At 66.7% G+C, this 21,070-nt stretch carries 19 protein-coding genes; 8 read left to right on the top strand and 11 right to left on the bottom strand.

Features of this window, described 5'->3' with window-relative positions; translation table 11 throughout:
- The first annotated feature begins 173 nt into the window (after nt 1-173).
- Nucleotides 174-1,130, top strand: a complete 957-nt coding sequence (locus AC1DK4_RS13935) for a LysR family transcriptional regulator (RefSeq protein WP_441619626.1) — start codon at nt 174-176, stop codon at nt 1,128-1,130.
- 93 nt (nt 1,131-1,223) lie between these two features.
- Here AC1DK4_RS13935 and actP read toward each other — a convergent pair whose 3' ends face one another.
- From actP to AC1DK4_RS13915, 4 genes are all read right to left on the bottom strand, one after another.
- Nucleotides 1,224-2,909, bottom strand: a complete 1,686-nt coding sequence (gene actP, locus AC1DK4_RS13930; RefSeq protein ID WP_441619624.1) for a cation/acetate symporter ActP — start codon at nt 2,907-2,909, stop codon at nt 1,224-1,226.
- Nucleotides 2,906-3,220, bottom strand: a complete 315-nt coding sequence (locus AC1DK4_RS13925; protein WP_441619623.1) for a DUF485 domain-containing protein — start codon at nt 3,218-3,220, stop codon at nt 2,906-2,908. The genes actP and AC1DK4_RS13925 overlap by 4 nt, the downstream gene beginning before the upstream one ends.
- Nucleotides 3,221-3,305: 85 nt before the next feature.
- Entirely contained in the window at nt 3,306-4,949 is a 1,644-nt protein-coding gene (locus AC1DK4_RS13920; RefSeq protein WP_441643430.1) for a fatty acid--CoA ligase, read from the bottom strand.
- Nucleotides 4,950-4,984: 35 nt separating this feature from the next.
- On the bottom strand, nt 4,985-6,781 hold the full coding sequence (locus AC1DK4_RS13915) for an acyl-CoA dehydrogenase (RefSeq protein ID WP_441619619.1): 1,797 nt from the start codon (nt 6,779-6,781) through the stop codon (nt 4,985-4,987).
- Nucleotides 6,782-7,033: 252 nt separating this feature from the next.
- On the opposite strand from AC1DK4_RS13915, the gene AC1DK4_RS13910 reads away from it, so the two are divergent.
- Both AC1DK4_RS13910 and AC1DK4_RS13905 read left to right on the top strand, forming a co-directional pair.
- Nucleotides 7,034-7,822, top strand: coding sequence for an SDR family NAD(P)-dependent oxidoreductase (locus tag AC1DK4_RS13910; protein ID WP_441619618.1), 789 nt, complete (start codon nt 7,034-7,036; stop codon nt 7,820-7,822).
- Nucleotides 7,823-7,888: 66 nt separating this feature from the next.
- Nucleotides 7,889-8,923: a phosphotransferase gene (locus tag AC1DK4_RS13905; protein WP_441619616.1), complete on the top strand. Its 1,035-nt coding sequence runs from the start codon at nt 7,889-7,891 to the stop codon at nt 8,921-8,923.
- 199 nt (nt 8,924-9,122) lie between these two features.
- Here AC1DK4_RS13905 and AC1DK4_RS13900 read toward each other — a convergent pair whose 3' ends face one another.
- The 5 genes from AC1DK4_RS13900 to AC1DK4_RS13880 all read right to left on the bottom strand — a co-directional run bounded on the left by AC1DK4_RS13900 (nt 9,123) and on the right by AC1DK4_RS13880 (nt 14,320).
- On the bottom strand, nt 9,123-9,656 hold the full coding sequence (locus AC1DK4_RS13900) for a hypothetical protein (protein ID WP_441649739.1): 534 nt from the start codon (nt 9,654-9,656) through the stop codon (nt 9,123-9,125).
- Between the two features lie 207 nt (nt 9,657-9,863).
- A complete protein-coding gene (locus AC1DK4_RS13895; protein ID WP_477131594.1) occupies nt 9,864-11,189 on the bottom strand; it encodes an MFS transporter in 1,326 nt (441 codons plus the stop codon).
- Between the two features lie 116 nt (nt 11,190-11,305).
- Nucleotides 11,306-11,521 carry a DUF2783 domain-containing protein gene (locus AC1DK4_RS13890; protein WP_441619610.1) on the bottom strand — a complete coding sequence of 72 codons (216 nt, stop codon included), beginning with the start codon at nt 11,519-11,521 and terminating at the stop codon, nt 11,306-11,308.
- Between the two features lie 37 nt (nt 11,522-11,558).
- On the bottom strand, nt 11,559-13,307 hold the full coding sequence (locus AC1DK4_RS13885; protein WP_441619608.1) for an FAD-dependent oxidoreductase: 1,749 nt from the start codon (nt 13,305-13,307) through the stop codon (nt 11,559-11,561).
- A 53-nt stretch (nt 13,308-13,360) separates the two neighbouring features.
- Nucleotides 13,361-14,320: an MBL fold metallo-hydrolase gene (locus AC1DK4_RS13880; protein WP_441619606.1), complete on the bottom strand. Its 960-nt coding sequence runs from the start codon at nt 14,318-14,320 to the stop codon at nt 13,361-13,363.
- 298 nt (nt 14,321-14,618) lie between these two features.
- On the opposite strand from AC1DK4_RS13880, the gene AC1DK4_RS13875 reads away from it, so the two are divergent.
- Nucleotides 14,619-15,434, top strand: a complete 816-nt coding sequence (locus AC1DK4_RS13875; protein ID WP_441619604.1) for an IclR family transcriptional regulator — start codon at nt 14,619-14,621, stop codon at nt 15,432-15,434.
- Between the two features lie 4 nt (nt 15,435-15,438).
- Complete coding sequence (locus AC1DK4_RS13870; protein WP_477131593.1) at nt 15,439-16,299, top strand: IclR family transcriptional regulator; 861 nt, start codon at nt 15,439-15,441, stop codon at nt 16,297-16,299.
- 18 nt (nt 16,300-16,317) lie between these two features.
- On the opposite strand, the gene AC1DK4_RS13865 is transcribed toward AC1DK4_RS13870, so the two are convergent.
- On the bottom strand, nt 16,318-17,304 hold the full coding sequence (locus tag AC1DK4_RS13865) for a LysR family transcriptional regulator (protein ID WP_441619600.1): 987 nt from the start codon (nt 17,302-17,304) through the stop codon (nt 16,318-16,320).
- Nucleotides 17,305-17,409: 105 nt separating this feature from the next.
- Here AC1DK4_RS13865 and AC1DK4_RS13860 point away from each other — a divergent pair, with 105 nt between their 5' ends.
- The 3 genes from AC1DK4_RS13860 (at nt 17,410) to AC1DK4_RS13850 (ending at nt 19,710) form a co-directional block, all read left to right on the top strand.
- Entirely contained in the window at nt 17,410-17,532 is a 123-nt protein-coding gene (locus AC1DK4_RS13860) for a hypothetical protein (RefSeq protein ID WP_441619598.1), read from the top strand.
- A gap of 151 nt (nt 17,533-17,683) precedes the next feature.
- On the top strand, nt 17,684-18,751 hold the full coding sequence (locus AC1DK4_RS13855) for an aromatic ring-hydroxylating dioxygenase subunit alpha (RefSeq protein WP_441619596.1): 1,068 nt from the start codon (nt 17,684-17,686) through the stop codon (nt 18,749-18,751).
- Between the two features lie 5 nt (nt 18,752-18,756).
- Complete coding sequence (locus tag AC1DK4_RS13850) at nt 18,757-19,710, top strand: PDR/VanB family oxidoreductase (RefSeq protein WP_441619594.1); 954 nt, start codon at nt 18,757-18,759, stop codon at nt 19,708-19,710.
- Between the two features lie 7 nt (nt 19,711-19,717).
- Here the strand turns inward: AC1DK4_RS13850 and AC1DK4_RS13845 are convergent, their stop codons facing one another.
- Nucleotides 19,718-21,067, bottom strand: a complete 1,350-nt coding sequence (locus AC1DK4_RS13845; RefSeq protein WP_441619592.1) for an MFS transporter — start codon at nt 21,065-21,067, stop codon at nt 19,718-19,720.
- Nucleotides 21,068-21,070: the final 3 nt, after the last annotated feature.

Here is a 21,070-nt window from a genome sequence, read left to right as displayed (position 1 = left end):
CCGCGTTGTATCTCGTGTCCCCCGCGGCCGATGCGCGATCAGACGCACACGCTGGCGCGATGCCGGAGCGGGTTGTGCATGACTATCTGGCGTAAGGCGCGTGTGCGCGCCATACGTCGCTGAGAAAGGCGCCTCGCGGCCATGCACCGGCGGCGGGTGCGCACGTAGATGCCATGAAACTGATTGACTGGAAGGATTGGGAAGTGTTTTGCCGCGTGGTCGAGGGGGCTGGCTTTACCGCCGGCGCCACCTTGATGGGAATCCGCAAGTCCGCGGCGAGCGCCGCCGTTTCCCGGCTGGAGGCCGAACTCGGCGTGCGCCTGCTGGAGCGCACGACCCGCAGGGTCAGGGTGACGGATGCCGGCCGGCAATTCTATGACCGTATCGCCCCGCTTTTCGGGGAGCTGCGGGAGATTGGCTCCGACTTGTCGTTGGCCAACAGGGTGGTGCACGGCACGCTGAAGATCGCAACGCCCTACGAGGTGGGTGCGCAATACCTTTCTTCCAGCCTGGCGCGGTTGATGTCAATGCATCCCGGGCTCGAAGTGCAGGTCGATGTCACCTGGGACCAGCCGGATCTGGTGCGCGATGACTACGACGTGGCTTTCGTCATGACCAGTGATTCCCTTCCCGACAGCTCCCTGGCGGGAAAGCGCGTACTGCGCATGGAGCGAGGCTTCTATGCCGCGCCAGTCCTGGCCGACAGGCTGGGCCCGGCGCGCACGCCGGACGAGCTTGTGGCGTGGCCGGCCATCGGGGCTCCGGACGAGAAGAACTGGGAGTTCGTGGCGGCGGGCACGCTCGAGGACAGGCGCCTGGCCGTAGCGCCCCGCCTGCGCACGGATAACGCCGAGATCCGCAAGCGGGCCGCGCAGGACGGCCTTGGCGTGGCGCGCTTCACTTGTCCGTTCGTTCATGACGAAGTAAGGAACGGTACGCTGGTGCGGGTACTCCCCGACTATGCGTCCGCTCCCGTGAAGGTGTACGCCCTGATGTCGACGCGAAAACACCGGACCGCCAACGTGCATGCATTTCTCGGCCTCCTTGAAGCGGAACTTGGTGCGGCAGGCGCCGCGTTGCAGGGAAGCCCCGCGGCCGCGCATGCCCTCGCAGCCCGTCGGAAGGCCTAGCAGGCCAGGGGCGGGCATCGCGCATGGTGCGGTCCAGCCGCGGTTCCTTCCCGCCCGGAGCCGTCACCGGCGCGCCGGGCGTCGGCGCCCCGATCAGTGCCGGCTCGCTTCGGCCGCGCCGAAACCGGTCTGCGCGCGCACGAACTGAGCGTCGAAGGCCTGCCGTTCCGCCGTCGCGCGGGCACTGCCGTCCAGCCTGGAAGCCGCCCAGGTCACGAGGAACGCCAGTGGCATGGAGAACAGTGCAGGGTGGTCATAGGGGAAGATTGCCGCGGGATGGCCCAGTACGGATTTCCAGACCGCCGGGCCCAGCACCACCAGGCCGACGGACGATACCAGGCCGGTCAGCCCGCCCCACACAGCCCCGCGCGTGGTCAGCCCCCGCCAGTACATCGAGAGGAACAGCAGCGGGAAGTTGGCTGACGCAGCGATATTGAATGCCAGCGCCACCAGGAAAGCGAGGTTCTGGCCCTTGAACAGCATCCCCAGCGCAACGGCGATGGCACCGATCACGAGCGTTGCCCGCTTGGTGACCGATACCTCCTCGGCTTCGGTCGCGCGGCCGCGGCGTATCACGCTGGCGTAGAGATCGTGCGAGATGGCGCACGCGCCCGACAGGGCGAGACCAGACACCACCGCGAGAATCGTGGCGAAGGCTACCGCGGCAAGGAAGCCAAGGAACAGGCTGCCGCCGGTGGCGTTCGCCAGGTGCATGGCGACCATGTTGCCGCCGCCGAGGAGCTTTCCTCCCACCTTGCCCGCTTCGAAGAAGCGAGGATCGGTTCCCACGATGACCATGGCGGCCAGGCCGATCACGAACATCGCCACGAACATGTACCCGATGAAAGTGCTGGCAACCAGGACACTGCGGCGTGCCTGCCTTGCATCGGGCACCGTGAAGAACCGCATCAGGATGTGCGGCAGGCCGGAGAGGCCGAAGATGGTCGCCAGAGACAGCGACAACGCGGAAACGGGGTCCGCGAACAGGCTGGCCGGGGACAGCAGGGCGATGCCGCTCGGGTGGACGGAGACGGCCCTGGCAGCCAGGCTTTCGAAGCTGAAGCCGAAGCGCGCGAAGGCGAGCGCGGCAAGCAGTGTGCCGCCCAGCATCAGGAGCACGGCCTTGATGATCTGCACCCAGGTGGTGGCGATCATGCCGCCAAACGTGACGTAGACGATCATCAGGCAGCCGACGCCGATCACGGCGTAGTGGTAGTCGATCCCGAACAGCAGCTGGATCAGCTCCCCGGCCCCCACCATCTGGACGACCAGGTAGAAGAAGACAACGATCAGCGAGCTGATCGCCGCCACCCACCGCGTACTGACCGGATCGAGCCGGTGGGAGACGATATCCACGAACGTAAACTTGCCGAGATTGCGCAGGCGTTCGGCCATGAGGAAGAGCATGACGGGCCAGCCGATAAAGAACCCCACGATGTAGAGCAGGCCGTCGAAGCCGCGCGCGTAGACCAGGCTGACGACGCCCAGCAAGGTGGCCGCCGACATATAGTCCCCGGCCACTGCCAGTCCGTTCTGGAGGCCGGTGATGCCGCCGCCGGCCGTGAAGAAATCGCTGGCCGTCCTCGTGCGCTTCGCGGCCCAGTATGTGATGCACAGGGTGATGGCGACAAACACCAGGAACATCGCAATGGCGACCGGGTTGAGCGGCTGGCGGGCGGCGGGCTCGACAGCAGGACCGGCCCAGGCGGGTCCCGCTGTCGCGGCAAGCTTGGTGGCGAGGGCGGCAGCCAGCAGGCGCAGGCGAGCGTATCCGGTCACGAGAGCACCTCCTGCAGGATCTGGCTGGCAAGCCTGTCCAGGCCGCGATTGGCACGCGCCACGTAGATGCATGTCGCGGCCCAGCCGATCACGATCACGGCGATCGCCAGGACGATGCCGAGATTCGTCATCGCGCCCGCCGCGATGGGCCTGGCCAGCACGGCCGGCCGCATCGTCACCATCGCCATCAGCAGCAGGTAGGCGCAGAGGACAATGCATAGCAGCGTCCAGGATAGCCTGGCCCGGCGTGCCGCCAGTTCCCTGAAGCCCGGGTGTTCTTGTATGCGGCGTGTAGCCGACGCAGTGGTCATCGTTGTCTCCTCGTGGGTTGTCCGCCTGGGCGGACCTTGGTTTTGCCGTTCGTGCGGCGGCATTGGTGCATGGGCTTGCGGTGGGCTACTGGTACTTGTCGCGCAGCAGGCGCTTGTTGATCTTCCCGACGCTGGTCTTCTCGATGGCATCGACGAAGACGACCCGCTCCGGCACCGCGTACTTCGAGATCACGCCGCGGCGCGCGCAGTCCCCCAGGTGCTCCCGTATGGTTGCTTCGTCGGCGCTTTCACCCGGCTTGAGCACGACCAGGGGCAAGGGACGCTCGCCCCATTTGGGGTCCTTCACGCCAATGACCGCGACTTCGCGCACCGAGGCGTGGCGCGAGATCAGGTCCTCCAGTTCGAGCGACGAGACCCATTCGCCGCCCGTCTTGATCACGTCCTTGATGCGGTCGGTGACCTGGAGGTAGCCGTCGCTGTCAATCGTGCCGATGTCATTGGTATGCAGGTAACCGCGCGCCCACAGTGCCCGGGATGCCTCGGGGTCCTTGTCATATCCCTGCGTCAGCCACGGCGCGCGCACCACGATCTCCCCGCTTGCCTTGCCGTCGTGCGCGACATCGCGCATTTCCTCGTCGACGATGCGCAAGTCGACCAGGGGAATCGGCAGGCCGGTCTTGGTCCGTATGTCGAGCTCGCGCGACGCTTCGCCCGCCATCGACGTCTTGACCTGGGCGAGCGTGAGGATCGGGCAGGTCTCTGACATGCCGTAGCCGGTGAAGACATCGATGCCCCGGTCGATGGCCGCTTGCGCGAGGCCGCGCGGCAGCGCCGAGCCTCCGACGATGACCTTCCAGCCCGCCAGGTCCGCCGCTTGCGCGGCGGGACAGGAGAGCACCATCTGCAGGATGGTGGGCACGCCGTGCGAGAACGTGACCTTCTCCCGCCCGAGCAGCGCGAGGAGCGTTTCAGGCGCGTAGCGTCCGGGGTAGACCTGCTTCATCCCCATCGCCGTGGCGACGAACGGCATGCCCCACGCATGCACGTGGAACATCGGCGTCATCGGCATGTACACGTCGTCGCGGTGCACCCGTCCCTGCGCCGGCGCGCTTGCGAGAGCGGCCATYGTGGCCAGCGTATGCAACACGATCTGGCGATGGCTGAAGTACACCCCCTTTGGCTGCCCGGTGGTGCCGGTGGTGTAGAAGGTGGTCGCCCTGGTGTTCTCGTCGAAATCGGGAAACGGGTAGTCGGGCGAGGCCGAAGACAGCAACGACTCGTACTCGTCGGCGAATCCGTCGGGCGGGTCGGTGGCCTGCGGGCTACCCTGGGCGTCTTCGAGCAGGACGAAGGTGTCGACGGTGAGAAGGTGGGAGCGGATGAGCGCCAGCACCGGCAGGAAGTCGGCGTGGATCAGCAGGGTCTTGGCGCCGGAATGATTCAGGGTGTAGATGATCTGTTCCGGCGCAAGCCTGACGTTGACGGTGAGCAGCACCGCGCCCATCATCGGCACGCTGAAGTAGGTTTCCAGGTAGCGATGGCTGTCCCAGTCCATGACCGCCACCGTATCGCCGGGGACGACGCCGATGGAACCCAGGCCGCTTGCCAGCAGGCCGATCCGGTGGCGCATGGTCCAGTAGCTGTGCCGGGTCTGGTCGCGATAGACGATCTCTTGCTCGGGGTGCACGGCGAGCGGCGCGTGCAGCAGTTGCTTGATGAGGAGCGGGTAGGCGTAAGCAGATGACGTACGCTCGTTCGGGGAAGGCATGGGCACGGTTTTCCTTTGTTGTCCTGGCGGCAGAATCAATGCGAGTCTTGATGGAAGGCGAGGGTGCCGGCCGCGCCCGCCATGACGGTCTGGCCGAGCCCGGTGACCTGTGCCAGCAGGTGATCGGCATAGAAGCGGGCCGTGGCGCGCTTTGCCTGCAGGAACGCGGCATCGCCTTCGCCGCGCAGGAGCCGGCCCTGCGCGATGCGCAGCGCGCGGGCCATCTGCCAGCCGCCGCAGACGAGCCCTGCGAGCTTGAGGAAAGGAGTCGCGCCGGCGTACACGGCTTGCACGTCTACGCTGTGATTGCGCACCACCCATTCGACGCAAGCCTCCAGCACGCCGACGGCCGCGGTCACTTGCTCATGTACCACCCGCACATCGTCCTGACTGCCGAGTTCAGCAAGCAGTGCGAGATCGGAGCGCATCATCGCGACCACGGCGCGTGCCGTGCGCCCATTGTCCCTGGCGATCTTCCTGCCGACCAGATCGTTGGCCTGGATGCCCGTGGTTCCCTCGTAGATCGTGGTGATCCGGGCATCGCGCAGGTGTTGCGCGACGCCGGTCTCCTCTATGTATCCCATGCCACCGTGGACCTGAAGCGCGGTGTTGGTGACTTCGACAGTCATTTCGGTGGCCCAGCCCTTGTTGATCGGGGTGAGGAAATCCACGAGGGCCTGCTGGCGGGCACGCTCTTCAGGGTCGCTGGCGGCATGCAACATGTCGCCCGCGGCGGCCAGGACGTAGGCAACCGCCCGGGCCGCTTCGGTCAGGGCCCGCATGGTCATCAGCATGCGGCGGACGTCAGGGTGGCGGATGATGGCCGCGGCGCCGGTCTCGCGGTCGCCGACCGGCCTGCCCTGGGTGCGTTCACGCGCGTAGCGCACGGCTTGCTGGTAGGCGCGTGCGGCGATGCCGATGCCCTGCAACCCGACTGCGCCACGCGCTTCATTCATCATGACGAACATGGACTCGAGTCCGCGGTTTGCCTCGCCGACCAGGTATCCCACCGCGCCTTGCGCATCGCCATAGGCCATCACGGCAGTCGGGCTGGCGTGAATTCCGAGCTTGTGCTCGATGGACACGCACCTGACATCATTGCGTGCGCCTAGCGTGCCGTCAGGCATCACCAGGAACTTCGGGACCAGGAACAAGGAAATGCCCTTGACGCCAGGGGGCGCATCGGGCATCCGCGCCAGCACGAGATGCACGATGTTCTCGGACAGGTCATGTTCACCGTGGGTGATGAAGATCTTCTGCCCGTAGATGCGGAAGTGATCGCCTTCGGGGACGGCTCGGGTGCGCACCGCGGCGAGATCGGAACCGGCCTGCGGTTCGGTCAGGTTCATGGTGCCGGTCCAGCGTCCCTCGATCAGCGGTGGCAGGTAGCGCTGCTTCTGTGCATCGGAGCCACACAGCATCAGTGCCTCGATGGCGCCGCCGGTCAGCATCGGGCAAAGCGAAAAGCCCATGTTCGCCGCGGCGAGCATCTCGAAGACCGCAGCCGCGACCACCCTCGGCAGGCCTTGGCCGCCGTACTCCTGCGGAAAGCGCAGTCCATTCCATCCCGCGGCTACGAACTGGCGATACGCTTGCTTCACCCCGGGTGGTGTGGTGACCTTTCCGTCGGCGAGCGTACAGCCGACCACGTCACCCTCGCGGTTGATCGGCGCGAGCACTTCGCCGCTGAACTCCGCGGCGGCGTCGAGGATGGACGCGACCGTATCCGCCGTGGCGTCCCCGAAGCCGGGCAGGGCGGCGATATCAGCCAGCCCGGCCAGTTCGGTGAGGACAAAATTCATGTCGCGCAGTGGCGCGCTGTAGTGACTCATGGTGTCTGATGGTCTGGCAATGCCGCGAGGGACTGGTGGAGGGAATTGCGTCAAGCGTAGGCGTCCTTCCTTGCGCTTTCAGCCCCTCCGCCGGGGAGCCCGGCGCAGGCGCCACGCCTCCCCATCCGAGGGGCTGGCACGTGCGGGGAACGCCCTTAGTCTTCTGCAGGCTGATGCACGGGCGCTGGCGCCCAGCAGCGTTCGTGCGCAATAGGAGCGCCGGCCCGGCTAGACCCCTGAGGAGACATATTCATGGCAGTCACGCATTCCATCCCGCAACCGTTTTCCGACCTGGAGGGGAAAGTCGCACTGGTGACCGGGGCTTTCAGCGGCCTGGGACGTCATTTCGCACTCACGCTCGCCCGTGCCGGCTGTCGCGTCGCGCTGGCCGGGCGGCGGCTGGCAGCGGGCGAGTTGCTGCTGTCGGAGATCCGGGAGGGCGGTGGCGAAGGCTGTGTCGTACCACTCGACGTGTGCGAATGGAGGTCGGTATTCGCGGCGTTCGATATCGCCAGCCAGGCGCTGGGCCCGATAGATATCGTGGTGAACAATGCCGGCATTGCGACGACAGGGCCGGCCATGGAGACCACGGAGGACGAGTGGCAACAGGTCATTGAAACCAACCTGAACGGCGCCTGGCGGGTCGCCCTGAGCGCGGCGCGCCATATGCGCGATGCGGGTAGCGGAGGAAGCATTGTGAATATCGCATCCATCCTCGGCATGCGCGTTGCACAACAGGTGCCGGCCTATTCCGCCGCCAAGGCGGGCCTGATCCACCTGACCCGCTCGCTGGCGCTCGAGTGGGCGCGCTACGGCGTGCGCGTCAACGCCCTGGCTCCAGGCTACTTCGAAACGGATATCAATCGCGAGTTCTTCGAGACGCAAAGCGGCTCGGCGCTGATCCGGCGCATCCCCCAGCGCCGCCTCGGCCAGGCTGGCCAGCTTGACGGGGCGCTGCTGCTGCTGGCTTCCGATGCCTCGGACTACATCACCGGAACGATCCTCCCGGTGGACGGCGGACACATGGTCAGCTCGCTCTGAACGGGCGTGGCCCGGCGAGATGACCCCGATGGGCGGTTCCCCAAGGAATCAGGAGCATTTCAAGCAATGAACACAACAAATCCGGACCTGGATATCCACGTCCTGGCCGAACTGCTGCATGGCGTCGGCCTGACAGACTACCGGTGCCTGAAGGCGCACCGCCTGACCGGCGGCCAGTCCAACCCGACCTACCGCATATCGTGCGGCCCTCGCCAGTATGTCCTGCGCACAAAGCCGCCCGGGCAATTGCTGGCCTCGGCGCATGCGATCGACCGCGAGTACCGCGTGCTGCAAGCCTTGCAGAACAGCGAGGTGCCGGTTCCACGTGTCCACTTCTACAGCGACGATACCTCGGTCGCGGGAAGCCCGTTCTACATCATGGATTACCTCGATGGCCGGGTCATGGTCGATCAGTCGCTGCCGGGCCTGGCTGCTACGGAACGCAGTGCCATCTACGCGGAGATGAATCGCATCATTTCCACGCTGCACATGGTCGACTATGCCAGCCTGGGGCTGGGCGACTTCGGCAAGACCGGAGACTACCTGGCGCGCCAGATTGCCCGCTGGACCCGCCAGTACCGGCAGTCGGAGCAAAGCATCCGGGCGATGGACGCGCTGGCCGACTGGTTGCCGGGCCATGTTCCGCCGGAACATCTCGCTTGCCTGGTGCATGGGGACTTCCGGCTCGACAACCTGGTCTTCCACCCCACGCAGCCGCGCGTGATCGGCGTGCTGGACTGGGAACTGTCGACGCTGGGCAATCCCCTGGCGGACTTCGCATATCACTGCATGAGCTGGCATATCCCGCCGCAGCTCTGGCGCGGCATCGCGGGTCTCGACCTGGCAGCGCTCGGCATTCCCGATGAGCTGTCCTACGCCAGGTCGTACTTCGGCGCCACGGGGAACGACGCAACGGAGCACTGGACCTTCTATCTCGCGTACAACTTCTTTCGCCTCGGCGCAATCATGAGCGGCATCGCACAGCGCGCGCAAGCTGGCAATGCCGCCTCGGCAGACGCGGTGGAGACCGGCCGCAAGGCCGGGCCGATCGCCGAGATCGGCTGGGCATACGCACAGCGCAATCACTTGCCAGGGCGGTAGCGCCGAGGCTCCCATCGAGTGCCTGCGGGCACTCGCCTGCGTTGCGCGGGCAGATCACGCGCAGCTTGCGGGGGGATCACGTGTGGACCGCGCGCCTTGATTGCCTGCAGGACCGGTGGTGAGCAGAAATGACGCGCGCCGCGGGCCAGATCCTGGGCCGCGGCGCGTCCGGCCGCATGGCTCGCGCCATGCCGCGGGTTTATCCGTTGAGAGTCACATCGTTGCCAGAGTCGGTGCGCGCCCCATCCGTGAAGGGATCGCGCTTGCCGAGGCCGGCGACGACAGACGTGCCGGACAGGCTATTGATTTCGGCGCCATGCGCTCCATCCGTGAAGGGATCGCGCTTGCCGAGGCCGGCGACGACAGACGTGCCGGACAGGCTATTGATTTCGGCGCCATGCGCTCCATCCGTGAAGGGGTCGCGCTTGCCGAGGCCGGCGACGACAGACGTGCCGGACGGGTTATTGATTTCGGCGCCATGCGCACCGTCCGTGAAGGGGTCACGCTTGCCGAGGCCGGCGACGATGACGATCGCAGGGAGTCGCCCGTGAGCGGAGCCCAACAGTCGTGCGGCAGCGGGGGCGCGCTGGCTGGTCTTGGCCGCATGGGCTGACTGGAACGGCAGCCGCGTCGTGGCGGGCCCGGCATTGCCCGCGAACACGGGGGAGGCAGCGAACGTGGCGGTCAGGGCCATCGCCACGCCGGCGATGGTGGAACGAGTAACGGTCTTCATGTTGGTACGTCCTTTGAACAATCAGAACACGGGGGTATCCGCCGCACCTCGCGAAACGGATAGCGTGTTCGGTGATCTGATGTTAGTAGTCACCCTGTACGGGATAAATACCTACATGAGGAACAGATTGTTCTCTGATACGTGCCAATCGGTCGGGGCTCGGTATCCGCGGGCTTCAGCCCGGTGCCGGTCGAGCCCGTCCTGGCCTCAATGGCGCGGCTCGCCCTTTGGCACGCCCAGCCACATCGCCGCGCCGCTGGCCAGCAGCAATGCCGCGAGCAGATAGAGCGCATTGTCCATGCTGCCGGTGTGCGTCTTGATCTGGCCGATGACCCAGGGGCTGACAATGCCGCTGGTGATGCCGATGCTGCTGATGAAGGCAATGCCGGCCGCGGCCGTATGCGCCGGCAGATGGCTCGGCGGCAAGGACCAGAAGATGGGCAGCGCGGCGAAGAYCAATACCGTTGCGGCGGACAGCAGCGCGAGCATCGCCGGAAAGCTCGGCAGGTGCAGGGTCAGCAGCGCCAGTGCCAGCGCCCCGCCGGCCGTGCAGGCAATGAAATGGCGGTGCCGCTCGCCGCGCCGGTCCGAGTTGCGGGCGATCAGGATCAGGCCCACCGCACCGATGGCGTTGGGGATGACCGAATACAGGCTGATCGACATCACGTCGGTGATGCCGAAGTCCCGGATCATCAGCGGCATCCAGAAGCTCAGCGTCAACGAGCCGCAGGTCAGCGCGAAGTAGATAAAGGCGAACAGATAGATGCGGGGATTGCGCAGGGCCTGCATCAGCGCGGCGAAGGAGTGCGCATGGGTGCCCCGTTCGCTCTCGCCGTTGTGCGCGGCCAGGTAGGTTTTCTCCTGGTCGGTGAGCCAGCTGGCCTGTTGCGGCTTGTCGACCAGGAATGCTGCGGCCACCAGTCCCAGGACGACCGCGGGCGCGCCTTCGATGGCGAACATCCACTTCCAGCCCTGCAGGCCGAGCACGCCGGCCATGTCCCGCATGATCCAGCCCGATACCAGTCCGCCCAGCACGCCGGCCACGGCCACCCCCGCAAAGAAGATGGCCATGACCGCCGCGCGCCGGCGCGCCGGAAACCAGTAGGTCAGGTACAGCACGATGCCCGGGAAGAATCCGGCCTCGAATACGCCCAGCAGGAAACGCAGCGTATAGAAATGGGCGGGGGTCGACACCATCATCATGCCGACCGAGGCCAGTCCCCACAGCACCATGATGCGGGTAAAGGTGCGGCGCGCGCCAAAGCGGGCCAGCAGCATGTTGCTGGGCACTTCGCACAGCACGTAGCCGACATAGAACACCGCGGCGCCCAGACCGTACATCGCATCGCTGAAGCCGAGATCCTGCTTCATCTGCAACTGGGCGAAGCCGATATTGATGCGGTCCAGGAAGGAAATGACGTAGCAGACAAAGAGGAAGGGAATGATGCGCAGCCATATCTTCCGGTAGAGTGCGTCTTCTTCGCGCGCAGCGGTACCTTGGGGCGCAATGGCCCCCGCATAGGATTGGGTCATGGAATGTCTCCGGGAACGCGGGCCTGGCGGGCCCTGGATGCCGACGTCTTTTGGGTCTTGCGTATGTGAGCGTCTTGGCAAAGAGTGGATGCGCGAGCGGGCCGGGCCCGCTGCGCTCAGGGTTGCGCGACGCGGCCTGGTGCCGTGCCGTCGCGCGCCATCTCCATGGCCGCGAGCAGCGTGCCATGGTCGCCGATATGGTTGGCGAGCAACAGGATCAGTTGCGCGTTGACGGCCTGACTCTGGCTGTCGTCCAGATCGCGGTGCATCTCGATCAGGGCTTCGTAGAAGTCGTCGGGGCGTGCCAGGTTAGGCTGGGTATTGAGGGTCATCGCTCTGCCTCCTTTTATCGGGATGTCGCCTTGAGATTCATGCCGGCACCAGGCCAGCGGGAGCCGGATCCGAAACCACCGCGGCTGGCCGCTGCGCGCCGGGCGCGTTGCCGGTCGCGCGCGCCATGGCCGCCGCGACGCCGGCGGCATCGATTCCCCGCCAGCGCGCGCAGACATGCTGGTCCGGGCGGATCAGGTACAGCGTGCCGGGTTGCGCGTCATAGCGCCGCGTGGCCAGCCCCTCGGTGTCTTGCAGTACCGTCACGCCGGCCGGCTGGCCGGCCTGGTCCGTGAGGCCCGTATCGAGCAGGACCACCCTGAGCGGCAAGCTGCCTTGCTGCAGGCGGAGCAGCGCCTGCAAGGCCTTGCCATCGGGCGCGCCGAACACCAGTGCGGTGAACTGCCCGCCCAGGTGCGGCAGCAGCCAGCCGGGGCCTTGCTCGCCGATGACCGGGGCGTCCACGCAGGCAGCGCCCGGCAGCATGTCGCCGGCAAAGTCGCCTGCATCGGCAGTGTTCAACGGCGAATCGCGCAGTACCGAGGGCACGGAAAGCCGCCCGCTGTTGACCAGCCGGCGCGCGAACGCATGCTGCTTCGACAGGTTGAGCACGGCGTCGCGGAACACCTTGCTGACGGCGCTCTTCGGCGTGATGAAATCGGTGGAGCGCGTCGAGTTGCGGATGTTCTCGTCGGCGGCGTACTCGCGTTCGCTCGCATAGGTATCGAGCAGGCTGTCCGGCGCATGGCCGCCGATCACGTAGGCCAGTTTCCAGGCAAGGTTCTCCGCATCCTGCACGCCGCTGTTGGCGCCGCGCGCCCCGAACGGCGACACGCCATGGGCCGAATCGCCGGCGAACAACACGTTGCCGTGGCGGAAGCTGTCCATGCGCAGGCAGGAGAAGGTATAGACGCTGACCCATTCCAGCTCGAACTTCACGTCCGCCCCGAGCAGCGCCTGCACGCGCGGGATGACGCGCTCGGGCGCTCTCTCCAGCACGGGATCGGCGTCCCAGCCGAGCTGGAAGTCGATGCGCCAGACATTGTCGGGCTGGCGATGCAGCAGCACGGACTGGTTCGGGTGGAAGGGCGGATCGAACCAGAACCAGCGCTCGGTCGGAAACTCCGCCTCCATCTTCACGTCGGCAATCAGGAAGCGATCCTTGAAGGTGCGGCCCTTGCTGTCGAGGCCGAGCAGGTTGCGCAGCGGGCTGCGCGAGCCGTCGGCGGCCACCACGTAGCGCCCGGCAAGGGCATAGGGGCCGTCGGGCGTGTCGATGGTCAGCACGACAGACGCATCGGCTGCGCCGGCATGGCGCTGCTCGATGCCGGTGACCTTGTGCTTCCAGCGGATGTCCAGGTTCGGCAACTGGCGTGCGCGGTCGAGCAGGAAACCCTCGACGTAGTACTGCTGCAGGTTGATGAAGGCGGGGCGCTGGTGGCCCGCCTCCGGCAGCAGGTCGAAGGCGTAGACCTGTTCGTCGCGCACGAATACCTTGCCGACGTTCCAGCACACGCCCTTGTCCACCATGCGCCCGCCGCACCCCAGGCGGTCGAAGATGTCCAGGGTGCGCTTGGCGAAGCAGATCGCGCGCGACCCGCTCGACAGCGTGCAGTCGTCGTCCACCAGCACGACCGGCACGCCATGCTGGGCCAGGTCGATCGCGGTGGCCAGGCCGACAGGGCCGGCGCCGACGACGATGACCGGGTGAGGGTTGCCGGCGTGCCCCTGTCGCTGCTCGGGACAGGGCTGATACTCAAATGACAGGTTCTGGTAGTCGTTGTTCATGCGTGTGTCTCCATCCACTCTTCCCGGCTGTTCCCGCTCGCTACGGTTCGCGCTTATTCCTGCAGCGCGGCCCACATTTCCTTGTCGCGCTGGGCGGTCCAGATGCGCGGATGGGCGATGCCACTGGCTTCGTCGAAAGCGCGCGACACGTCGAACGGCAGGCAGTGTTCGTAGATGAAGACATGGCCGAACTTCGGGTCCATCGACTCGCGCGTATGGGCCATGGCGCGCTTCAGGTCCAGGCGATCGGCCACGGCCTCCTTGCCGGCCTGGAACAGCGTGCTGACGAAGTCCTTCGTATAGGCGATGCCTTGCCTGACCTCTTCCGGGTTGGTAAGGGCGGGGCCGCGGCCCGGCACCAGCTTTTCGGCGCCCAGCGCCTGCAGGGCGTCGAGCGTGGCCGGCCATTGCGCGAGCTGCGCGTCGCCGCAGTAGCAGGCCGCGTCGTATTCGACCAGGTCGCCGGAGAACAGCACCTTCTGCGACGGCAGCCAGACCACCGTATCACCCTTGGTGTGCCCGGAACCCAGGTGCGCGATGCGGACTTCCAGCTTGCCCAGGTACAGCGTGATCTCCTTCTCGAACACCAGCGTCGGCCAGGTCAGGCCGGGCACGGTCTCGACGCCGGCGAACAGGCGCGGGAAGCGCTCGATCTCGGACTTCATGTCGGCCTCACCGCGCTCCACGATCATCTCGTAGGTGCCGCGGCTGGCGATGACCTGCTCTGCGCCCTCGGCAAAGTACGCCGAGGCACCCAGCACGCGCACCGCGTGGTAGTGCGAAAGCACGACGTACTTGATCGGCTTGTCGGTGACCGAGCGGATCCTGGCGATCAGATCCTGGGCCATGGCAGGGGTGGCCGTGGTATCGACGATCAGCACGCCGTCGTCGCCGATGATCACACCCGAGTTGGGGTCGCCCTCGGCGGTGTACGCGTAGGCGTTCTCGGAGAGCTGGGTAAAGGTGACTTTCTTGGCTTCCAGGTCGGCCTGGGATGCGAATGCCTTGCTCATGCTTGCCTCTTTGCTTGTCTGTCGTTTTGTGGGGGGACGAGACGGCGCAAGCCATGGCGATCGGCTGCAATGGTGGAGGCTGTCTCGCCCCGTCTTGACTCTGTGCTCTGTGGTTGCACCGGTTGCGGGGTAAGGCCATCTTAGGAATGCCGGTTAAATTAGTCAAGAGCAAAACATATTGCCATTGACTAATCTTGAGGCGAGCAATGAATGGGGCACCGAATCTAGGGGAAAACCCGATATCTTCTAGGGCGCATGAGGCCCGTCCATTACCATCTGGTCTTTCAAAGGAAAACGAATGGCACGATCAGCGGACGCCACGCCGGATGAAGGCGCGGCGGAGAAGGCGCAGCGCGGTATCCAGAGTGTCGAGGTCGGCGGGCGCTTCCTGCGGGCGCTGGCCGATGTGCGCGCGCCGATGACGCTGGTCGACCTCGCCGCCAGCGTGCAGATCGCGCCCGCGCAGGCTCACACTTACCTGGTCAGTCTGGTGCGGCTCGGGCTGATCAAGCGGGACCACCTGTCGGGCCGCTACGAGCCGGGCCCGCTGGCGCTGCAGCTCGGCATGCTGTACCTCGACCACGACGCCGCCTACCGGGCTGCCGTGCCGCGCGTGGCCGGGCTTGCCGCGTCCTGCGGGTTCAGCGTGGCGATCTGTGCCGCGGGTCCGCAGGGGCCCACCATCGTGCGCTATGCGCATGCCGGCTCGCCGCTGCACGTGAACTTGCATGTCGGCACGGTGATGTCGCTGTCGGCAACCGCAACCGGCCGCGTGTTCTGTGCTTTCCTGCCGCCCGGGCAATGGCAGGCGATCTGGCAGCGGCAGCAGGCGGCGGATACCGCCGCGGCCGGCGCCACGGCGCAGGCCGGCGCCTTCGCCGCCACGCTCGCCGCCATCCGCGAGCGCGGCATCGAGCGCAGCATCGATGCGCCGAGCCCCGCCGTCAGCAGCCTGAGCGTGCCGGTGCTCGACGAAGCCGGGCAGCTGCGCCTGGTCCTGACCGTGGTCGGGGCGACCGGCGTCATCGACGTGGACTGGGGCGGCCCCGTGGCCAGCGCGCTGCTGGCCACCGCCGCCGCCATCCGCGAGGCCGTTGCCGGCACCACCGAATGACCGAATGACAGGCCCATCCTTGCCAATCGACGACAACCAGGGCGACGCCGCCAAGCCCCAGCGCGGCATCCAGTCGCTCGACAACACCGGCCAGCTGCTCGCGGCGCTGGTGGCCGCGGGCCGGCCCTTGCCTTTGCGCGACCTGGCTCGCGCGGCCGGCATGGCGCCCGCCAAGGCGTTTCCGCATCTGGTCAGCCTGCAGAAGATCGGCTTGCTGGCGCGGGATGYGGCGGGCAATTTCCGCGCGGGCCCGCTGGGGCTGGAACTCGGGCTGATTGCCCTGCAACGGCTTTCGCCCACGCGCGAGGCCGAGCCGGAAGTCATCGAGCTGGCCGGCACGACCAGCCTGAGCGTGGCCATGGCCGTGCTCGGCCCGCTGGGGCCGACGGTGGTGCGGCTGGAAGAGGCGGCGCGCCCGCAGCACGTCAGCCTGCGCGTCGGCACGGTGCTGTCGCTGGTCAATACGGCGATCGGCCGGCTGTTCGCCGCGCATCTGCCGGAACACGTGCTGCTGGGTTTGCTGGAGCAGGATGCGCTTCGGCTGGCCGGCGTGCCGAAGGCGGAAGTCGTCGAAGCCGGGGGCGGGAAGGGCGAAACGCTTGCCCCGGCCTATGCGGCGCGGCTGGCGCAGATCCGCACCGCGCGCATCGACAATGCACTGGGCAGGCCCGTGCCCGGCATCGACACGCTGGCCGCGGCCGTGTTCGACCATACCGGCAGCATCGCGCTGGTCGTCGCCCTGATCGGCACCTCGGGCAGCTTCGACAGCCACACCGATGGCGAGACGGCCCGGGTGCTGCTGCAAGCGGCGCGGCGATTGTCGTGGCGGTTTGGCGCGATGGAGCCGGCAGCGGCGAACGGCTAGCCGCGCGGGCTTCGCGCCTTACTCTTCTTTCGCCGCGCGCCGGGATCGCTTGACCGGCGCCGGCGATGCCGGCTCGCCTGCTTCCACCTGCACTTGCGGATAATGCTCGAAGGTGCGCTTCATCAGCTCCCGCAGCCAGATGATCGCCGGGTCATGGTGGAAGCGAGGGTGCCAGTGCTGCCTGATGGCGAATTCCGGCAGCGCCACCGGCGGCTGCATGACACGCACCGTGCCGTACCTGGCGAACACATTGGCCAGCTCCAGCGGCACCGTCGCAATCAGCTCCGGCTGCTGTTCCATCAACAGCGGCACGACCAGGAAGTGCGGCGTCGACAGGTAGATATTGCGCTTGATGCCGTGATCGTCGAACGCGCTGTCGTAGGCTGCGCTGGCGCGCCCCGAGAGCGTGACGACGATCTGCGGCATGCGCTGGAACTGCTCGAGCGTCAGCGCTTCGCCCACTTCGTGGTTGCGCGCGCTGACGATGGTCACGAACGAATGCATGAACAGGCGCTGCTGGAACAGGCCCTCCGGCGCAGCGCGGATGGAGCCAAGCGCCAGGTCGGCCTCGCCGGAGCCGAGCATGCCCTCGATCTGCTGGAGCGGGACCTGCAAGGTGCGCAGCGTGCAAAGCGGTGCCTCGCGGCGCAGCCGGCTGATGAGCGGCGGCAGGAACACCAGCTCGCCCATGTCGGTCATGCAGAGATTGAATGTGCGCCGCGCTGTGAGCGGATCGAACCGCGCCTGCGACAGGACCTGCTGCCTGACCGTGGCCATCACGCCCACGATGGCTTCGGTGAGTTCGGCCGCCTTGTGCGTGGGCATCATGCCCTCCGGCGCCTTGACGAAGAGCTGGTCGTCGAAGAAGGCGCGCAGCCGGTTCAGGGCGTGGCTCATCGCGCTCTGGGTCAGGCCAAGTTCCTGCGCGGCCTTGGTGACGCTGCGTTCGCGCAGCATCGCATCGAACACCGCCAGGAGATTCAGGTCCAGGTCCGTCGCATGCATGGCGTACATTCTCGCTATTAGGTGGATGACGTTGACGCATGTTTCCCCGAAACCTATTCTGCAGTCAAGGGCCCCGCAGACGGGCCCTGGCAACGGAGACAAGGCATGACCCCCGACCTGCAACCGCATTTCCATGTGCACTTCTTCGTGCGCATCCTCGTGCGCATCCTTGTGCATATCCACGCCCACCGGCACACGCCTGCGCACGGCGCATGGCTTTCATCCTGATGCTTTCCCCGCTGCCGGGCGCAGCACACTAGCCAGCCGATCCGCCTCGCGCGTCCCGCACATGCTTCGCTGCCCAGCGATGCGTGCGTGGCAAGCCGCGCCCGGGATTCCCGCGGCGCACGCGCAACAGCCCTTCAGAAGGAATACGAGCATGTTTATCAAGAACACCTGGTATGTCGCCGCCTGGGACAAGGAAATCCCTCGCGAAGGCATGTTCTCCCGCACCATCATCGGCATGCCGGTGGTGATGTATCGCAAGGAAGACGGCAGCATCGTCGCCCTGGAAGACCGCTGCTGCCATCGCGGCGCGCCGCTGTCGGTCGGGCGCAGGGAAGGGGACTGCATCCGTTGCATGTACCACGGCCTGAAGTTCGACAGCGCCGGTAAGTGCGTCGGGGCGCCGGCGCAGGAGCGCATTCCGCCGCAGGCAAAGGTGCGCAAGTTCCCCATCGTCGAGCAGCACCGCTGGGTGTGGATCTGGATGGGCGATCCGGAGAAAGCCGATCCGTCTCTCGTGCCGGACACACAGTGGCTGGACCACCCGGACTGGCGCAGCCTGGATGGTTATATCCACTACGACGTGAATTACCTGCTGATCTGCGACAACCTGCTCGACTTCTCGCACCTTCCCTTCGTCCATCCGACCACCCTGGGCGGCGGCGAGGACTATGCAGCCGTGCAGCCGAAGGTGGAGCGTATCGATGGCGGTGTCAAGATCACGCGCTGGGCGCTTAACACCGACGCGCCCGCATTCGCCAAGGCGGTCAAGGCGTGGCCCGGGAAGGTCGACCGCTGGAATATCTACAACTTCACGCTTCCGGCCATCCTGCTGATGGACTCGGGAATGGCGCCCACCGGCACCGGAGCGCCGGAGGGCACGCGCATCGATGCCGCCGAGTTCCGTGGCTGCCAGGCGATCACGCCGGAGACGGAGAATTCCACGCATTACTTCTTCGCGCATCCGCACAACTTCGCCATCGACAAGCCGGAAGTCACCGCCTCGATCCACCAGAGCGTGGTCACCGCATTCGACGAGGACCGCGACATCATCTCGGCCCAGCAGCGCAGTCTCGCGCTCGCTCCGGACTTCAAGATGATGCCGTTCTCGATCGATGCCGCGCTGTCGCAGTTCCGCTGGGCGGTCGCCCGCAGGCTCGAAGAGGAGTCGGCCCAGGCTGCCGCGCCTGCCGAAGCCAGAACGATTGCCTTGCAGAGGTAGTGCAGATGCTCGAACTCATCGTATCCAGGCTGACCGCGGAGGCCGAAGGCGTACGCGGCGTCGAGCTGCGCCGCCCGTGCGGCGGCGCCTTGCCGGCGTTCAGCGCGGGCGCGCACATCGACGTCCAGCTGCCCGGCAACATCGTCAGGCAGTACTCGCTGTGCAACGACGCCGCCGAAACCGACCGCTATTGCCTTGGCGTCGGCCTTGCGCAGGCATCGCGCGGCGGCTCGCGCTTCGTTCACGAAGGACTCAGGGAGGGCGACTCGCTTGCTGTCAGCGCGCCGCGCTCGCTGTTCGGCATCGAAGCGGCTGCCAGCACCCATGTCTTCATCGCCGGCGGCATCGGCATCACGCCGGTTCTCAGCATGATCCGCTGGTGCGAAGCCAACCACAGGCCATGGAAGCTGTTGTATTGCGTGCGCTCGCGCCAGCGCGCGGCGTATCTGGCGGCGTTGTCGCGCTTTGGCCAACGGGTGCAGGTTCACGCCGACGACGAACGCGGCGGGGATCTGGCCGATATCTCGTCCTTTCTCGGCGGACTGGCCGAAGGCAGCCATGTGTACTGCTGTGGTCCTGCACCGCTGATGGACGCGGTGGCCGCGACGGCGGCAGCAGCAGGCGTGCCCGGCGCGGCGACCCACTTCGAGCGCTTCAATGCCGGCCCGCAACGGACCGGCGCGGATGCGGAGCAGGGATTCACCGTGGTCCTGCGCCGCCATGGCGGCCGCTTCGCGGTCCCCGGTGGCGTCTCCATCCTCGAAACCCTGGAGCGCAACGGCGTCCCCCTGCCTTTTTCCTGCCGGGAGGGACTGTGCCGCAGTTGCGAAGTGCCCGTGCTGGCCGGCGTGGCGGACCACCGCGACTATGTGCTGGGCGACGATGAGCGGCAGGCCAACACGAGCATCATGATCTGCGTCTCCAGGGCGCTGACGCCCGAGCTTGAACTCGATATCTAGCCACTTGTCACCGCGCGGGCCCGCCTTCGCGCACCGGCTTGTCGTCCAGCAGCCGGGCGGGGATGGCAAGCAGCAGGGTGAGCGCCCCGCCAACCAGCAGCACCGCAAGCATGTCGAAGGCGAAATAGAGATCGCCGGTGCGGGTCTTCAGCGCGCCCACGACGATGGGGCTGAGCAATGCCGCGAGGCCGCCCAGGCTGCTGATGAAGGCGATGCCCGCGGGGGCCTGGCCGCGAGGCAGGTAAGCCGGCGGGATGGTCCAGAACACGGGTAGCGCGGCCAGGCACGCCGCGGCGCCGGCAGTCATGCAGATCACCGACGGCAGCAGCGCGCCGCGCACAAGGCCCAGCAGCAGGAAGCTGGCGGCGCCGACCAACATGGTGCCGGCGACGTGCCAGCGCCGCTCGAGGCGTCGGTCCGAACTGCGCGCCAGCAGGAACATGGCAGCCAGGGCGAGCAGGTAGGGCAGGCTGGAGATCCAGCCGATGCGGGCGACCTGGTCCACACCGAAGTCACGGATCAGTGTCGGCATCCAGTAGGCAATGGTGTTGGTGGCCGCGTAGATGGAAAGGAAGGCCAGCCCGATCGCATAGATGCGCGCATCCCCGAGCAAGCTCCGCAGGCCGCCGTGCCCCTGCGGGCGGCTTTCGGTGGCGAGCTGGCGCCGCAGCATGGCCTTCTCGGATACGCTCAGCCACGGCGCGGAGTCCGGGCCGTCATCGAGCCATCGGTAGGCCAGCAGGCCCAGCAACACGGCGGGAATGCCTTCCACCACGAACAGCACCTGCCAGTCCCGCAGCCCCAGCCAGCCATCGAGATGCGACATGATGGCCGCCGCCAGCGGGCCGCTGATCATGCCGGCGACCGTTCCCGACATCAGGAACAGCGAGGTGATCCGGCCCCGGCGTGCGGCGGGGAACCAGTATGTCAGGTAGAGAATGACGCCGGGAAAGAACCCCGCTTCGGCGACGCCCAGCAGGAAGCGGGCGGCGTAGAGCGCCGCGGGCGAATTGACCTGGCTGGTGGCGATGGTCGCGACGCCCCACAGCAGCAGGATGCGGGTGATGGTCAGGCGCGCGCCGATCTTCTGCATGTACAGGTTGCTCGGCACTTCGAACAGGATGTAGCCGGCAAAGAACGCCGCCGCCCCGATGCCATAGGCCGCATCCGACAAGCCCAGGTCGTGCGCCATGCGCAGCTTGGCGAAGGAGATGTTGATGCGGTCGATGGTGTTCAGCACATAGGCCAGGAACAGGAACGGCAGCAAGCGCCACATGATCTTCCGATAAAGGGCGGCAAGCGTGCCCGCGTCTTCGCTCAGCGTTGCGGCGGGGGGGAGTTGGGCCAGTGATTGCACTGT

Source organism: Cupriavidus sp. 05N38 (assembly GCF_056397345.1).
The sequence above is the reverse complement of the archived record's forward strand: the minus strand, read 5'-3'. Positions and strand labels throughout refer to the sequence as shown.

Coding starts and splice junctions, on each gene's coding strand:
- AC1DK4_RS13915 (WP_441619619.1), bottom strand. CDS start 6,781: ATGAGTCACTACAGCGCGCCACTGCGCGACATGAATTTTGTCCTCACC.
- AC1DK4_RS13855 (WP_441619596.1), top strand. CDS start 17,684: ATGTTTATCAAGAACACCTGGTATGTCGCCGCCTGGGACAAGGAAATC.
- AC1DK4_RS13885 (WP_441619608.1), bottom strand. CDS start 13,307: ATGAACAACGACTACCAGAACCTGTCATTTGAGTATCAGCCCTGTCCC.
- AC1DK4_RS13850 (WP_441619594.1), top strand. CDS start 18,757: ATGCTCGAACTCATCGTATCCAGGCTGACCGCGGAGGCCGAAGGCGTA.
- AC1DK4_RS13900 (WP_441649739.1), bottom strand. CDS start 9,656: ATGAAGACCGTTACTCGTTCCACCATCGCCGGCGTGGCGATGGCCCTG.
- AC1DK4_RS13875 (WP_441619604.1), top strand. CDS start 14,619: ATGGCACGATCAGCGGACGCCACGCCGGATGAAGGCGCGGCGGAGAAG.
- AC1DK4_RS13860 (WP_441619598.1), top strand. CDS start 17,410: ATGACCCCCGACCTGCAACCGCATTTCCATGTGCACTTCTTCGTGCGC.
- AC1DK4_RS13925 (WP_441619623.1), bottom strand. CDS start 3,220: ATGACCACTGCGTCGGCTACACGCCGCATACAAGAACACCCGGGCTTC.
- AC1DK4_RS13865 (WP_441619600.1), bottom strand. CDS start 17,304: ATGCATGCGACGGACCTGGACCTGAATCTCCTGGCGGTGTTCGATGCG.
- AC1DK4_RS13905 (WP_441619616.1), top strand. CDS start 7,889: ATGAACACAACAAATCCGGACCTGGATATCCACGTCCTGGCCGAACTG.
- AC1DK4_RS13910 (WP_441619618.1), top strand. CDS start 7,034: ATGGCAGTCACGCATTCCATCCCGCAACCGTTTTCCGACCTGGAGGGG.
- AC1DK4_RS13935 (WP_441619626.1), top strand. CDS start 174: ATGAAACTGATTGACTGGAAGGATTGGGAAGTGTTTTGCCGCGTGGTC.
- AC1DK4_RS13890 (WP_441619610.1), bottom strand. CDS start 11,521: ATGACCCTCAATACCCAGCCTAACCTGGCACGCCCCGACGACTTCTAC.
- AC1DK4_RS13880 (WP_441619606.1), bottom strand. CDS start 14,320: ATGAGCAAGGCATTCGCATCCCAGGCCGACCTGGAAGCCAAGAAAGTC.